Origin of the sequence: Oceanobacillus sp. MO10714A, from assembly GCF_037072045.1 — a bacterium.
Lineage (GTDB): Bacteria > Bacillota > Bacilli > Bacillales > Amphibacillaceae > Oceanobacillus > Oceanobacillus indicireducens.
The window spans coordinates 144,555-159,223 of the sequence record NZ_JAXHDC010000001.1 but is presented as its reverse complement, the minus strand read 5'-3'; the positions used below and the strand labels follow the sequence as shown (position 1 = coordinate 159,223).

At 40.9% G+C, this 14,669-nt stretch carries 15 protein-coding genes; all 15 read right to left on the bottom strand.

Annotated features, from left to right (window positions below; translation table 11 throughout):
• Positions 1–132 precede the first annotated feature (132 nt).
• Positions 133–507 (bottom strand): diacylglycerol kinase family protein, encoded by a 375-nt coding sequence (locus SPD53_RS00820; RefSeq protein ID WP_336251374.1) that lies wholly within the window; start codon positions 505–507, stop codon positions 133–135.
• Positions 485–949 (bottom strand): rRNA maturation RNase YbeY, encoded by a 465-nt coding sequence (ybeY, locus tag SPD53_RS00815; protein ID WP_188856476.1) that lies wholly within the window; start codon positions 947–949, stop codon positions 485–487. Before ybeY ends, SPD53_RS00820 begins: the two co-directional genes overlap by 23 nt.
• Entirely contained in the window at positions 949–3,117 is a 2,169-nt protein-coding gene (locus tag SPD53_RS00810) for an HD family phosphohydrolase (protein WP_188856477.1), read from the bottom strand. The genes ybeY and SPD53_RS00810 overlap by 1 nt, the downstream gene beginning before the upstream one ends.
• A 45-nt stretch (positions 3,118–3,162) precedes the next feature.
• Entirely contained in the window at positions 3,163–4,131 is a 969-nt protein-coding gene (locus SPD53_RS00805) for a PhoH family protein (RefSeq protein ID WP_156856817.1), read from the bottom strand.
• Positions 4,132–4,133: 2 nt separating this feature from the next.
• A complete protein-coding gene (gene yqfD / locus SPD53_RS00800; RefSeq protein ID WP_336251373.1) occupies positions 4,134–5,360 on the bottom strand; it encodes a sporulation protein YqfD in 1,227 nt (408 codons plus the stop codon).
• Between the two features lie 11 nt (positions 5,361–5,371).
• On the bottom strand, positions 5,372–5,659 hold the full coding sequence (gene yqfC, locus SPD53_RS00795; RefSeq protein WP_336251372.1) for a sporulation protein YqfC: 288 nt from the start codon (positions 5,657–5,659) through the stop codon (positions 5,372–5,374).
• A 113-nt stretch (positions 5,660–5,772) separates the two neighbouring features.
• The gene (locus SPD53_RS00790) at positions 5,773–6,339 is read right to left on the bottom strand and encodes a hypothetical protein (protein ID WP_336251371.1); all 567 of its coding nucleotides are present in this window, start codon (positions 6,337–6,339) and stop codon (positions 5,773–5,775) included.
• A 33-nt stretch (positions 6,340–6,372) separates the two neighbouring features.
• A complete protein-coding gene (floA, locus tag SPD53_RS00785) occupies positions 6,373–7,356 on the bottom strand; it encodes a flotillin-like protein FloA (RefSeq protein WP_336251370.1) in 984 nt (327 codons plus the stop codon).
• A 28-nt stretch (positions 7,357–7,384) separates the two neighbouring features.
• Positions 7,385–8,716 (bottom strand): NfeD family protein, encoded by a 1,332-nt coding sequence (locus SPD53_RS00780; protein WP_336251369.1) that lies wholly within the window; start codon positions 8,714–8,716, stop codon positions 7,385–7,387.
• Positions 8,717–8,944: 228 nt separating this feature from the next.
• On the bottom strand, positions 8,945–9,391 hold the full coding sequence (locus SPD53_RS00775; protein WP_156856822.1) for a GatB/YqeY domain-containing protein: 447 nt from the start codon (positions 9,389–9,391) through the stop codon (positions 8,945–8,947).
• Positions 9,392–9,410: 19 nt separating this feature from the next.
• Positions 9,411–9,587 (bottom strand): 30S ribosomal protein S21, encoded by a 177-nt coding sequence (rpsU, locus tag SPD53_RS00770; protein WP_156856823.1) that lies wholly within the window; start codon positions 9,585–9,587, stop codon positions 9,411–9,413.
• 159 nt (positions 9,588–9,746) lie between these two features.
• Positions 9,747–10,511: a 16S rRNA (uracil(1498)-N(3))-methyltransferase gene (locus SPD53_RS00765; RefSeq protein ID WP_336251368.1), complete on the bottom strand. Its 765-nt coding sequence runs from the start codon at positions 10,509–10,511 to the stop codon at positions 9,747–9,749.
• 19 nt (positions 10,512–10,530) lie between these two features.
• On the bottom strand, positions 10,531–11,475 hold the full coding sequence (gene prmA, locus SPD53_RS00760; protein ID WP_156856825.1) for a 50S ribosomal protein L11 methyltransferase: 945 nt from the start codon (positions 11,473–11,475) through the stop codon (positions 10,531–10,533).
• A gap of 64 nt (positions 11,476–11,539) precedes the next feature.
• Positions 11,540–12,664 (bottom strand): molecular chaperone DnaJ, encoded by a 1,125-nt coding sequence (gene dnaJ, locus SPD53_RS00755; protein ID WP_156856826.1) that lies wholly within the window; start codon positions 12,662–12,664, stop codon positions 11,540–11,542.
• 154 nt (positions 12,665–12,818) lie between these two features.
• Positions 12,819–14,651, bottom strand: a complete 1,833-nt coding sequence (gene dnaK / locus SPD53_RS00750) for a molecular chaperone DnaK (RefSeq protein ID WP_156856827.1) — start codon at positions 14,649–14,651, stop codon at positions 12,819–12,821.
• Between the last annotated feature and the right edge of the window lie 18 nt (positions 14,652–14,669).

The window sequence follows — 14,669 nt, the reverse complement described above, 5'->3', positions numbered from 1 at the left end:
ATAGGTGAGACCCCGCAGGGCGACAGCCCGAGGAGGCTCACCAGCCGCCTGCGGAAAGCGAGAGGTGTCTGGACTGCGGACTTCCAGGAGAAGGTTGCACTTACGCTGAATGAAAGAAATCAGCTGAGTATGCTAGAAGATGGATAGGAGTTTTGGGAGAAAAATAATTACTCCGACTAGTACAGAAACAATGGAACTGACAAGGACAGCACCTGCAGCCGCATCTTTAATGAAGCGGGCATCGGGATGAATCTCCGGGCGCAGATAATCAATCATCTTTTCGATCGCCGTATTTAAAAGTTCCGTTAGAAGAACCAGCCCGATTACAATGATAATGAGTGCCCATTCGAGCTGCGACAGCTCGAATAGTAGCCCAGCAGCAAGAACCAGCACCATGATGCTTACATGAAAGCGAAAGTTCCATTCCGATTTAAATACGGCCCTGATTCCAGCAAAAGCATGATGAAAGCCGACCTTTCCTTTCTTATCTTTCAATGCCAAACTCACTCAATATCTCTCTTTGTTTCGCAAACATTTCCTTTTCATCTGTCTCTGTCATATGATCATAGCCAAGTAAGTGCAGAAATCCATGGATGGTCAGAAAAGCAATTTCCCGCTCTAGAGTGTGCCCATACTCATCCGCTTGTTCCTGTGCCCGGTCGACGGAGATAACGATATCGCCAAGTATAATAGGTATATCCACTCCTTGGATATGCATCTCTCCGTCCACACGATCCTGCATGGCAAAGGATATGACGTCTGTCGGTGTGTTCTTCTGCCGATAGTTACGATTCAATTCTTGGATTTCACCATCGCGGACAAAATTAACGGACATCTCCGCTTCGTTGGAGACCCCCTCCCGCTTTGCAGCAAATTCCAAGAGACGTTTCAATAGATCCACCTGGTCGGCTGGTAATAAATTGGTTTTATCATGAAAATCGATATGCATTATTTTTCCTCCCTATTTGGATACTGGATTCTTGAATGGAAAAAACCTTTTAATGAATCACAAATTGTCCGTTGAATGACTTTTAATTCCGTTAATGTTAGTGGACTTTCATCCAATTGGCCATCCGCTATTTTATCACTCATTATTGCTGCAACAATCTCTTCAATTTTCTCTTCGGTCGGCTCAGATAACGACCGCACAGCAGCTTCTACGGAGTCACAAATGCTGACAACAGCAGCCTCTTTCGATTGCGGTTTGGGACCAGGATAACGGAACTCCTCTTCCTGCACATCTGGATTCTTCTCTTTCTCTTTATAATAGAAGAACTTGAGCAATGAAGTTCCATGATGTGACTTTGCAATCTCAATAATTTCTTTCGGTAATTTGTTCTCCTTCAACATCTCTACCCCATCATAAGGGTGGCTAATGATTATTTTTGCACTTTCTTTTGGATCCATCCGGTCATGCGGGTTCTGATTAGATAACTGATTTTCAATAAAGAACTGCGGACGGACGGTTTTTCCAATATCATGATAATACGCACCGACTCTTGCTAACAATCCATTTGCACCAATCGCCTCGCATGCCGTCTCACTAATGTTCGCAACCATGACAGAATGATGGTAAGTGCCCGGTGCTTCAACTAACAATTTCTTAAGTAAGGGCTGATTCGGGCTTGAGAGCTGCAGCAATCTCGTGTCTGATAAGATACCCAAACCTGTCTCAAAGAACGGTAAAAGACCGATTGTCAGCACTGCAGCTAAGAATGCGGAAACAAGTCCGTATGCTGAGTTTAGGAAAAAGTCAATTAACGTATATTTTTCAAAGGACAAGAATAGAAATAGTAATACAGTCAGGATATTCACTAGTATAATTCCCAGTCCCGCCTTTAAAATAGCTAAGCGGTCTTTCACTTGCGGGAAGAAAATAATTCCTGCCAGTTGGGAAAAGAAGAAATAAATTCCTGCTTCAATATTTAATGCCCCTGGAATAAGTCCATTGAATATCACCGTACCTATAATTGCATAAATTCCTGCCATAATGATCGCCAGCCGTTCACTGATGAATAACTTCAATAAAAGGGCTCCCATGGCAATAGGCATTATATAGAACAGTTGGTTGTTATCCGTCGAAAACAGACTGACAACTTTCATTAATGTAACTACAATGAAACTTATCGTTAACAGTGCGGCTAATACGCGCTTATTCATTGTTTCACGTTTGGCCAACTTATTAATCTCGACGACTGAAATACTGCCAAGTATAATTAACAACAGAACTAAACCGATGACGGGATAAAAATTACGTTCCCCATCAAGTAAACCGACAAGTTGCAGCTGTTCATATATTTCATTCGTAATCACTTGACCTTCACTGACAATGATCTCCCCGGCTTTTATCATTTCCGGATCGACATTGCTGGCAGCAATTTTTCGTGCTTCATTCGTCGCTTCCAAATCGAAAAATGAGTTTTCTGTTACGATAAAGTTTGCAAACTCGATAAGCGCATCTTTAAGAACAGGATCGAGTTCTGAATACTTTATTTCATCCTCGACAATGACTCTAGCCGATTGCAAATTCTCTGTTCGGACTCCCTCTTCCATTACCTCTTTTACACTAGTGATAAAAAGCTTTTTAGCCTTTTCGATTTCCTCCCGCGGTTGATTAATCAATGCACGAAAGGAATCGGCACTCGCCTCTAGTACAATTTCTTCGGAGAGGACTTGTCTTAATCGGTCAATTTTCTCCTCCGTCGATAGTTCGGCAGCTTCCTCTTCGCTCTCTCCTTCTTTCACCTGTTTATCTTTGTCCTTGGTCTTATCCGATTCATCGTTTAGAGAAAGAACTGCATCGAATATCTCCTCACTATAACCGATCCTTTCGTTATTGACCTGTTCGGATATCGAATACCTGTCACCGATTTGCTGGACCGCTTCCCTCGTCTTTCTCTCTGTTTCCACTTCATTTTCAATCGTTACGGGTGAACGGATCGTCGTATTCGCTGTAGCAAATCGTTGTAAGTCATACGTTTCCGTGTAGACATTATTTAAGGAAATGAAAAAGAAGAAAATACTTTGTATGAACACAGCAACGACAATTAAAAATAAGCTTGTTCTATTTCCCAGCCATTTCTCTACTTTTTGGAATAAATTCTTTTTCTTTTTCACTTTCCACTTACCCCCTAAGTGAAAATAAGACCTACAGAGCAGGTCTTACTGATTCGTATCATTATTTTCATATGCATGAATAATCCGCTGAACGAGCGGATGACGAACAACATCGGACCCTTTCAAGTACACAAAAGAAATACCCTCTACATTCTGGAGGATTTGTTCCGCAATCCGAAGACCGGAGTGCACTCCTTTTGGTAAATCAATCTGCGTGATGTCACCAGTAATCACCATTTTTGACCCGAAGCCTAGTCGGGTTAAAAACATCTTCATTTGAGCTGGTGTTGTATTCTGGGCTTCATCTAAAATAACGAAAGCGTCATCCAATGTTCTTCCACGCATATAAGCGAGCGGGGCAATTTCAATAACTTCCCTCTCAATTAACCTTGCCGTATGTTCAACTCCTAAAACATCGTGCAACGCATCATAAAGCGGACGTAAATACGGGTCAACTTTCTCTTTTAAGTCACCTGGTAAGAAACCAAGGCTTTCACCTGCCTCAACAGCAGGCCTTGTTAAAATAATCTTCTTCACAAGACCTTTCTTCAACGCATCGACAGCCATCACAACGGCTAAATACGTTTTACCCGTTCCAGCAGGACCAAAGCCAAATACTAAGTCTGTTGCCCGTATTCGGTCCACATATACTTTTTGGCCTAATGTCTTTACACGAATGGACTTTCCTTTCATATTCTTCGTAATTTCATCTTCAAATAATGCTTCAAATTGATTGATCGTTCCTTTTCTAGCCATCTCTACCGCATAGGCGATATCTCTTTCCGAAAACGATATGCCTCTTTGAATTAAAGAAAGTAAAGAGAACAGCACTTGTTTCAGTACTTCAACCGCTTCCACACTGCCTGAAGCTTGTACTTTCTCTCCGCGTGAAACAATACGGATATCCAAAAGGGATTCCAAATGTTTTAAATGCTTATCATTGTTTCCGAATAAAGCTAGCGCTTCGGTTGGATCTTGTAATTGTAAATCAATATCAGTTAAATTTCCTGCCATACTTAATCTCCTTGGTTTATCGGTTGTTCAACAGCTATATTTTCTTCTACCGTGATGTACAAGCTTAGTTTTACTTTACCATGACGGATGGTTTCATGCAAAACTTTTTCCGTGATAATTTCAGCATCTTTCCCAAGCCTTCTTTGCAAATCATTTTTAGCTTGGCGAATACCGGTCTGTATTGCTTCTTCTCGCGTTCTCTCACTGTACCAAGGAGTACTCTCAAGCCTCTTTTCAGCTGTAAAGTAGATTGGAGGACGCCAGCCAAAAATATCTAATTGATATTCATCTGTTTCTATCAACTCATGTTCAAAGTGTTCAAAACGAGTAAGTGGCCAAATCGGAATAGATAGTGAACCGAATTTAATTCGGTATTTTTCATTCGTATTGCCAGTTAATTCAACATGCTCTGCTGTTAAAGGGACGCTCACTTCAGCTTTATACCAAGTTGTTGCGATAATCTCACCATCTGCAGCAACCAATTCGAATTCCTGCTTATCTTCTTCCTCATCATTCTCATCATTGATATTCAGCTTTTCAATTGCTCCAGAAACAAGTACATCCCCCTTCTCGACCACATCATTGACCGTTACTTCAGGCATTCCTTTTTTCACATACATATATTGAATAACACCGCTCTTACCAGCAACTAAATGCCTTGGACCTGCTGGCTCGTCCTTTTCGATGATGAGTTTCTCCACCCCTTCAAGATAAAAACTTGTCCCTTTTTTATCCACACCAATCCAAAGCAATTCCGGCACATCTTCGAGCAATAATTGTTGGATTTGATTAGGAGATTCGATTGAGAAAGTAAACGCTCCTGGATAAACACCATAACTAGTTAATTGTTCTTTGATTTTATTTTCCAATTCTTCCGGCACTCCTGTTACCGTTACTTGCCATACCATATTGGAGAGGATAAAGAATAATAATAAACTAAGCAGAAGACCGATTAACAAAGGTTTTTTTCTGCCGACTCTTTTCTTAAAAAAAGGTAACCCATGTTTATTCAAAAAATGGATTTTAAATTTGCTTCCACGGCGAAGTTTGCGGATTTCTTTCACATCTTTAAGCAACACGCTTGCTGTACATTGGTTAACATTAACTTTTTTAATTTCCCAAAGCATAATTCCATTCCGCGCGCATTGTTGCAAGAATTGCTCCGGATGGTCACCTGTGACTTGAATCTCTACAACTCCTGATAGATAGGATCCTTTTACAGATTTCATATGTCCTCCTTTTACAATGAACTAGGTATATATTTTATTTCTTCAATTTCTCCTTCTAGCAAAATTTCTTCTGGGAGCATTTGTTTCAAGACAAAGGAAGTACCGAGTATTTGTACATATCCATTCGTCGTTTTTAATTTCAATTCTGTCTCGGAATATGTTTCTAGTCCTTTATGATTCTCAATATACAGGTGGAAGTTGCCGATCATCGTTAGTCGCGGTAACTCCAGCAAAATATCGGAAGGAAGTGCTAAATAGTTAACCATTAAGTTGCGGAACTTCAGATGCCATTTTTTCACGGATACATCCCCCTCTTCTCTATATGTATGAACGACTGAAATGATTAAGACCTTGATAAAAACAAAAAACCATTAGCTTTGCACCGAGTAAATCGATGTGCTAATGGCTTTTTTTATCTTTTATAACGCTCGGATGTGACACTTTGGTAAGGTTTCAAAGAACGAGGTCTACCTAATACTTCGGCCATAATAATTCCGTTAATCAAACCTTTGTTCTTCAAGCTCCGGCGGATATCTTTCTTTAATACTTCCTGCTCCTCCGATAAGCTTTTCAATACTTCCATTTGTTGACGGCTGATGAAGTCATCAATATTCCCATCCGTGGTGTTTACATCTGCGGCTCCCCTATACCTTTCCTGTAATCGATCGATTTGAGCCTGCTGTTCTTCTTCCATCCCCTTTGGTGTAGCGAGGGTTACCGTCGCTTCTTTCGGTTCTGGCTCTATTTTAGTCGTCACAACCTCTTTAGGGCGCTCTCGTACGGTTTCTTTCCGAGTTGACGCGGGAGCTTGTCTTGGTTGCCCTTGGCGTCCAGTCTGTGGCTGCTGTGGCCGATTTGGGCGTTGTTGTTGCTGTTTTTTCTGTTGTTCTTTATTGCTTGAGAGCATTCCGATAATTCCTGAGATGATCAAAATAACCAGGAACATATTTTCAAATATAAATTCGAAAATCTCGCCCATTACTTCCCTCCTTTACCGGAAACAAAGAAGTGATTAATTGTTATCATCATGGTCTTCTGTCAATTTACCGATTGTATCGCGCATTTCTGTGTCCGCACCAATATTGCGGTAATTCATATAATCCATGACACCCATATTGCCTGAACGTAGTGCTTCTGCAAGGGCACGCGGCACATCTGCTTCAGCTTCCACAACCTTCGCGCGCATCTCTTGTGTTCTTGCAACCATCTCTTGTTCTAGGGCAACAGCACTTGCTCGGCGCTCTTCCGCTTTCGCTTGAGCAATTTTCTTATCTGCTTCTGCCTGGTCGGTCTGTAGCGTCGCACCAATGTTCTTACCGATATCAACATCAGCAATATCGATTGAAAGTATTTCAAAAGCTGTTCCTGCATCTAACCCTTTAGCAAGTACAGTGTGGGAAATGGAATCAGGATTTTCCAGCACTTGTTCATGTGTTTTAGAACTACCAATTGTACTAATAACCCCTTCACCAACACGGGCAATTACTGTTTCTTCACCTGCACCACCGACTAGACGGTCAATGTTCGCTCTTACAGTAATTCGTGCCAAAGCTTTTACCTCAATCCCGTTCATGGCAATACCTGCAATAAAGGGGGTTTCAATCACCTTTGGGTTAACACTCATTTGTACCGCTTCTAAAACATCACGACCAGCAAGGTCAATCGCTGCTCCTCTTTCGAATGGAAGTTCAATATTCGCACGATGTGATGCGATAAGTGCATTTACAACACGATCAACGTTCCCACCAGCAAGATAGTGACTCTCTAGCTGATTGATTGATACATTAAGTCCTGCTTTATGTGCTCTTATGAGTGGAGTAATCACCCGGCTCGGCACAACCCGACGTAAACGCATCCCGATTAGTGTGAAGATACTCACTTTAACACCCGCTGCGAGTGCACTAATCCACAGTGTGACCGGAATGAACGTGAATAAGATTGCAAGCGCAATAATAATCACTGCAATAATTATCAGTGGAAAAATATCAAAACCCATAAAAACTCCTCCTAAAACAATCATTTTTTTATTCTATTATCTCTCGAACCACAATTCGCATTCCCTCTACTTTCGCTATTTTAATCTTTTTCCCTTTATCGATAAAGCTGCCTTCTGAGACAATATCGATATATTCATCACCGAATGAGCCGATTCCAGAGGGACGTAAAGGGGTGAGCGCCACCCCCTCCATACCGATCAACTCGAGACGGTTTACACTTGATACATACCCAAGTTCCGTTGTTGTCTGGTCTTTTAATATGATATGGCGGAACAAGCCTTTATCCGCCCCAATTCTTCGGTATAGGAATATCGCAGCAATAATCGCAATAATAAACGAAATACTAATACTAAGTGCCATATGACCGAGATCATAACCTGACATGAATAAGGAGCCTAATATTGCACCGATTCCCAACAGGCCTGCAATACCACCTGGTAAAAAGAATTCCAAAACGATGAGAATGATTCCGACAACTAAGAGTATAATGGCTTCCATTCCAGCTAGTCCAGCGACAATATGACCATAGAAAAACAGGATAAGTGCGATAATTCCCATTGTTCCGGGTATACCGAATCCAGGAGAATACAGCTCAAGAACGAGTCCAAGACTTGCGATTGAAAGCAATATCGGAATGACAGTCGGGTGAGTTAAAAATCTTGCTACTTCTTCCGCGAGCGTCGTTTCTGTTTCAACGATTGTCGCATTTGTCAAATCAAGCTCTGCCAATAACTCTGTACGATGATTGACAATCCCTTCCGCATACCCTACCTCCACCGCTTCATTAGGACCAAGTGTAAGGTACTTACCTTCGGGTGCCCCGTATTCAGGCAAGTCAATGGAAGGGTCTGCCATTGCAGCAGCATATAACGGATCTCTCCCCTTTGATTCAGCAGCACTTCTCATGGATGCTAACCAAGCGGATTGCGCTTTTTCATCGGCAGCATTTCCATCCCCGGTAATTACCCCACTTGCCCCCATGGTTGCATGTGGCCTGAAATAAATAGTATCGGTGTTAAGGGCAATATAGGAGCCTGCTGAAAGTGCTTCGTTTACAATAAATGAAGTGGTCGGGATCTCCAGACTTTGTAATAGTTCTGCAATTTGTCCAGCAGAATCCACTCTCCCTCCAGGTGTGTTGATTTCAAATATGATATGGTCGGCATTTGACTCAATCGCTTCATTAGTCGTTCGTTTTAAAAACGCTTCAAGTCCTCGTTCCACCTCGCGTTCAATTGGAATAACATAGACAAGCTTTCCAGTTCCTTCCCCATGAGCCTTGTTCGTAAAAGTTGGAAGGAAAATGAAGATTACAAGTAATGTTAATAATATGTAGTGCAAGATCTTTTTGGCAGGCAATTTAAACACCCCCTTCATTGGTATCTTACTATACGGATAAAAACAATCATATGTTTCACTTTTTCAATTATTTTTGCAGAAGATACCGTTTCCTACTAAAATACTACCACATATCCTCCAGTTATGAAAATATGTATAAAACTTAAAAAATGGTCCCGATTATCACCATGATAATAATCGGGACCATTTTAAGGGTATAAAAGACTGGTTAGCACGCTAACTCGTCTTTCACTTCAATTTTTCTTCAACTATTTGCTTTACTTGAGAGCCGTCTGCTTTACCTTTGGTTAATGGAATTACTTTCCCCATTACTTTTCCAATATCTTTCATCGATGTTGCATTGGCTTCTCGAATAGCTTGTTCTACAATTTTCTCCGTTTCCTCTATAGAAAGTTGCTTCGGCATATACTGCTCTAACACTTCTATTTCAAACTGAGCCTTGTCAGCAAGGTCTGCTCGATCCGCAGAAGTAAATTCCTGGAGGGATTCTTTTCTTTGTTTGAGCTCTCTGGACAAAATTGTTAGTTCTTCATTTTCCGAAAGATGTTCTTTTCCTAGCTTGATCAATTCATTTTGAATCGAAGCCTTTACCATGCGAATTACAGTAAGGGTATCTTTATCCTTCTTCTTCATCGCTTGAATCATATCTTGATTAAGCTTTTCAAGTAGAGTCATTTACGCTAACACCCTCTTCTTAGTATCTACGCTTTCTTGCTGCCTCCGATTTTTTCTTCCGTCTTACGCTAGGTTTTTCATAGTGTTCACGCTTGCGATATTCTTGCAATGTACCACTTTTCGATACATTACGCTTGAAGCGACGAAGAGCATCCTCAAGAGACTCGTTTTTACGTACGCGAGTTGAATTTGACATGCTTGTTTCCCTCCCTCCGAAGCAAAAAACAAAAATTTCTACATATGAAAATCAAGTCACATGCTTCCTAAATTATAATATAAGCAGGCGTGCTGGTCAACTTAAAGTTTTGAAAAGAAAAGATTTAATAGATTTCTTGTTCTGTCATTCCTTTGCCACTTACGTATCCCACTCTAATTCCTCAAAATGATAAGAAATACTAGCCAAAGCATAAATTGCTGCTGTTTCTGTACGAAGAATCCTTGGGCCAAAACGAACTGCCTGAAAATCGCGTTCCGTTAAAGCTTTAGCTTCATTCTCGGAAAAGCCGCCTTCTGGACCGATGCAAATGATAAGGTTCATTCCCCGTTCCAGCTTCTTTAACACTGTTGCAAAAGATTGAAAATCACTTGATCTAGCTTCTTCCTCATAAGCGAAAATACAAGCATCATATTGTTTACTAAGTTCAAGCAGTTGTTTCAAAGTTACAGAATCTTGAATGGTTGGGATTAGGGAACGATGACTCTGTTCGCTAGCTTCTTTGACAATCTTCTCAAAACGCTGCTGTTTTTTGCGCATTTTTTTCTCATCCCAAACAACAATCGAGCGTTCCGCCTTATAGGGGATAAAAGAAGTTGCACCAAGCTCAGTTCCTTTCTGGAGAATCAACTCAAATTTATCCCCTTTTGGCAATCCTTGTGCAATCGTCACATTGATCGGCAGTTCAACATCTTGCCGAACCCATTCCATAATCCTCGCGGTTACCTGGTTGCTAGATATTGCTTCAATTGCACAAATCGCTGTAGCTCCATTGCGTCCTGTGCAAATAATTTGATCACCCGGTTGACTCCGCATGACTCTGTATATATGATGGACGTCATCTCCTATAATCGTTACCGCTTCGTCTGACCATTGTTCATCTTCGAGGATAAAATATCTTTGCATGCCTTTCACCTACCGACCATCAAGATTGCTTGGGCTTTCTTGCTATAATAGAAATCCAATCTTCCAATTCATTCTGTTCTATAACTTCAAAACCTTGTCTTCTTAATTCTCCAAGAACCATTTCTTGCTTATCCTTAATAATTCCGGAAGTGATAAAGTAACCGCCTGCCTTTAAATTATTCCATGCATCGTTAATAAACTTCACAATGATTTCAGCTAAAATATTAGAAACGATGACGTCAGCATCTAAGTGTATTCCTTTTAATAAATCATTTTGCTCCACGGTAATCTCGCTCGCCAAGTCATTTAATTGAATATTGGCCTTACTGCTCTTCACCGCAACTTCATCCAAATCAAATGCATGGATTTTTGCCGCGCCTAATTTAGCAGCAGCGATTGTTAAAATTCCAGAACCGGAGCCGACATCAATAACCTTGTCTTTCGCCTTTAAATACTTTTCTAGTGCTTGGATACTTAAGATAGTTGTCGGGTGAGTACCTGTACCGAATGCCATTCCGGGATCCATTTCAATAATGACTTCATGTTCATTTGCAGGTCGATACTCTTCCCAAATCGGTTTAATAGTTATCGTATCAGTCACTTGAACAGGCTTATAGTATTTTTTCCATGCCGTTGCCCAATCTTCTTCATGAACATCAGTTAAGACAATTTCATTTTTTCCTAGGTCGTGAAATGTTGCTAATGCATTAATCCTTTTTGTAATTTCATTAATCGTGTCTTTTAAATGGCTATTGACAGGTAAATAAGTTTTAATCCGGACACCTTCATCCGGATAATCTTGTGGATCCAGCTCATATATTTCGCCAAATTGTGCTTCTTTCGCTTTTACCAAGTCAAGTGGATCTTCTATAACTAATCCGCTTGCTCCAGTTTCTTGCAATATATAGGAAATGGATTCAATTGCTTCGTTCGTTGTATGAATGCAAATTTCTGTCCAGTTCATTTTATCCATCCTAACCTATTGGATTCGATATGTATAAAGATGTTGCGGGAAACCGCAACATCTATTAATCACCTTTAAATGCTTTTTTAAAACGCTGAAAAAAATTGGTGTCTTGTTCTTCGGTTGAATCATTACCACCGATTTCATTGAATTCTCTTAGAAGTTCTTTCTGTTTCTCAGTTAATTTCGTCGGTGTTACGATACGAACTTGAATATGCTGGTCTCCTTGACCGCGACCGCGAACGTTTGCGACACCTTTACCACGTAAACGGAATGTTTTACCTGTTTGTGTACCAGCAGGTATCTTCAGCTTAACTTTCCCATGAACAGTAGGTACTTCGACTTCATCTCCTAAAGCTGCTTGTGTGAATGTTAGTGGGAGCTCACAGAAAATATGGTCGCCATCCCGCTCGAAATAATCATGTGGTTTCACACGAACGACAACGTATAAATCTCCTGGTGGCCCTCCATTAACACCGTCTTCTCCTTTTCCTGCAACACGGATCTGTTGTCCTTCATCAATCCCAGCAGGTATAGAAATGTGGATTTTACGGCTCTTCTTCACGCGGCCGTCACCATGACAGGTTGAACATTTTTCTCGAACGATTTTACCTGTCCCATTACAGTAATGACAAACTCTGCGATTAACAACTCTGCCAAATGGTGTATTCTGTTCTTGGTTTAACTGTCCTGAACCATGACAGTGGGAACAGGTTTCCGGCGTTGTTCCAGGCTTGGCACCACTTCCATGACAAGTACTACATTCTTCTTCCCTTGGAATGGTTATATCGAGTTCTTTACCAAATATAGCTTCTTCAAATTCTAGTGTTACTGTATATTGCAAATCAGCACCTTGTCTTGGTGCGTTCGGATCACGGCTTCTTCCACCGCCTCCAAAGAACATATCGAAAATATCACCGAAACCTCCGAAGTCTTGTGCATTTCCAAATCCGCCGAAACCTTGCCCGGAAGCACCAGCATGACCGAACTGATCGTATTGCGCCCTTTTCGTGTCATCACTCAATACTTCATAGGCTTCCTTCGCCTCTTTAAATTTCTCTTCGGCATCCGGTTCTTTACTCACATCTGGATGATACTTTCTTGCCAACTTACGGTACGCTTTCTTTATCTCATCTTTAGATGCTCCTTTATCTATTCCTAGAACATCATAATAATCTCGTTTACTCAAAGTTTAATCACTCTCCTGCCGAACTTTAACATACGTTTCATCATATCACTTTCCCCAAAGTAATAGCAACTAAGGGGATAAATTAAGTTCGCTGTAATTATCCTGAAAAAAGTCAAAGTCAAGAGAATCCTGACTTTGACTTTTTCGTTAAAATCTATTTATTATTTTCTTCGTCATCTACTTCTTTATAGTCTGCGTCAACGACATCGTCATCTCCAGACGCTTCCGTTGCACCGCCTTCTGCTTGTTGCTCCTGTTGCATTTGCTCATATAATTTAACAGAAAGTTGCTGTACATGCTGCTCAAGTGCTTCTTTTTTCGCTTTAATATCTTCAATATCAGTACCTTCTAAAGCTTTTTTAAGCTCTTCTTTAGCAGACTCTGCTTGGGCTTTATCTTCTTCAGATACTTTATCACCAAGATCAGTAATTGTCTTATCTGTTGTGAATATGAGTTGATCTGCTTCGTTACGAAGATCTACTTCCTCACGGCGCTGTTTATCCGCTTCCGCATTCTCTTCAGCTTCTCTTACCATCTTATCTACTTCTTCATCGGATAGACCAGAAGAAGACTGGATTGTGATGGATTGCTCTTTATTTGTACCTTTATCTTTTGCACGTACGTTTACAATTCCGTTTGCATCAATATCAAATGTAACTTCGATTTGCGGGACACCACGAGGTGCTGGCGGAATATCCGTTAGTTGGAAACGTCCAAGCGTTTTGTTATCTGCTGCCATTTCACGCTCCCCTTGAAGTACATGAATGTCTACAGCTGTTTGGTTATCTGCAGCAGTAGAGAATATTTGAGAGTGGCTTGTTGGGATTGTTGTATTTCTTTCAATCAGCTTCGTTGTTACGCCGCCCATTGTTTCAATTCCAAGTGATAGTGGTGTAACGTCCAGTAATAATACGTCCTTAACATCACCAGCTAATACCCCACCTTGGATAGCAGCCCCAAGCGCAACCACTTCATCAGGGTTAACTCCTTTAGAAGGTTCTTTACCAATTTCTTTCTTAATTGCTTCTTGAACTGCAGGAATACGAGTAGAACCACCAACTAGAAGAACTTTATCAATATCACTTGCTGAGAATCCAGCATCTGATAATGCCTTACGTGTCGGAACCATTGTACGTTCTACTAAATTAGAAGAAAGTTCTTCAAATTTCGCACGAGATAACGTCATTTCTAAATGTAATGGCCCAGCTTCTCCTGCTGTAATAAACGGTAGTGAGATTTGTGTTTGGGAAACTCCAGATAATTCTTTTTTGGCTTTCTCTGCAGCATCTTTCAAACGCTGTGTAGCCATTTTATCCTGTGAAAGATCAATGCCGTTTTCTTTACGGAACTCTTCCACCATGTAATCAATAACAACTTGGTCGAAATCATCCCCACCTAGACGGTTGTCTCCTGCTGTAGCAAGTACTTCGAACGTTCCATCACCGATATCAAGGACGGATACGTCAAATGTACCTCCACCAAGGTCGAATACAAGAATTGTTTGATCTTCATCTTCTTTATCAATTCCATATGCCAAAGCCGCTGCAGTTGGCTCATTAATAATACGCTCTACTTCAAGGCCAGCGATTCTTCCAGCATCTTTCGTAGCTTGACGCTCTGAGTCATTGAAGTAAGCTGGTACCGTAATAACTGCCTTATCAATTTTTTCTCCAGTATAGTCTTCTGCATATGCTTTAATGTGCTGTAAAATAATTGCAGAAACTTCTTGAGGTGTATATTCTTTATCCTCAATTTTTACTTTGTAGTCTGTACCCATATGGCGCTTAATGGACTGAATTGTATCCGGGTTCGTGATTGCTTGACGTTTTGCAATCTCCCCGACTTGCCTTTCACCATTTTTAAACGCAACAACAGATGGTGTTGTCCTGTTACCTTCCGGGTTCGGAATTACAACAGATTCTCCACCTTCCATTACTGCCACACAAGAGTTTGTAGTACCTAGGTCAATACCGATTATTTTACTCATACTTCTCATTTCCTCCTT

Bases quoted from the DNA above. Each gene is read 5' to 3' on its own strand.
- ybeY (WP_188856476.1), bottom strand. From the start codon at position 949: ATGCATATCGATTTTCATGATAAAACCAATTTATTACCAGCCGACCAG.
- SPD53_RS00805 (WP_156856817.1), bottom strand. From the start codon at position 4,131: ATGGCAGGAAATTTAACTGATATTGATTTACAATTACAAGATCCAACC.
- yqfD (WP_336251373.1), bottom strand. From the start codon at position 5,360: ATGAAATCTGTAAAAGGATCCTATCTATCAGGAGTTGTAGAGATTCAA.
- SPD53_RS00790 (WP_336251371.1), bottom strand. From the start codon at position 6,339: ATGGGCGAGATTTTCGAATTTATATTTGAAAATATGTTCCTGGTTATT.
- floA (WP_336251370.1), bottom strand. From the start codon at position 7,356: ATGGGTTTTGATATTTTTCCACTGATAATTATTGCAGTGATTATTATT.
- SPD53_RS00775 (WP_156856822.1), bottom strand. From the start codon at position 9,391: ATGACTCTACTTGAAAAGCTTAATCAAGATATGATTCAAGCGATGAAG.
- rpsU (WP_156856823.1), bottom strand. From the start codon at position 9,587: ATGTCAAATTCAACTCGCGTACGTAAAAACGAGTCTCTTGAGGATGCT.
- SPD53_RS00765 (WP_336251368.1), bottom strand. From the start codon at position 10,511: ATGCAAAGATATTTTATCCTCGAAGATGAACAATGGTCAGACGAAGCG.
- prmA (WP_156856825.1), bottom strand. From the start codon at position 11,475: ATGAACTGGACAGAAATTTGCATTCATACAACGAACGAAGCAATTGAA.
- dnaK (WP_156856827.1), bottom strand. From the start codon at position 14,651: ATGAGTAAAATAATCGGTATTGACCTAGGTACTACAAACTCTTGTGTG.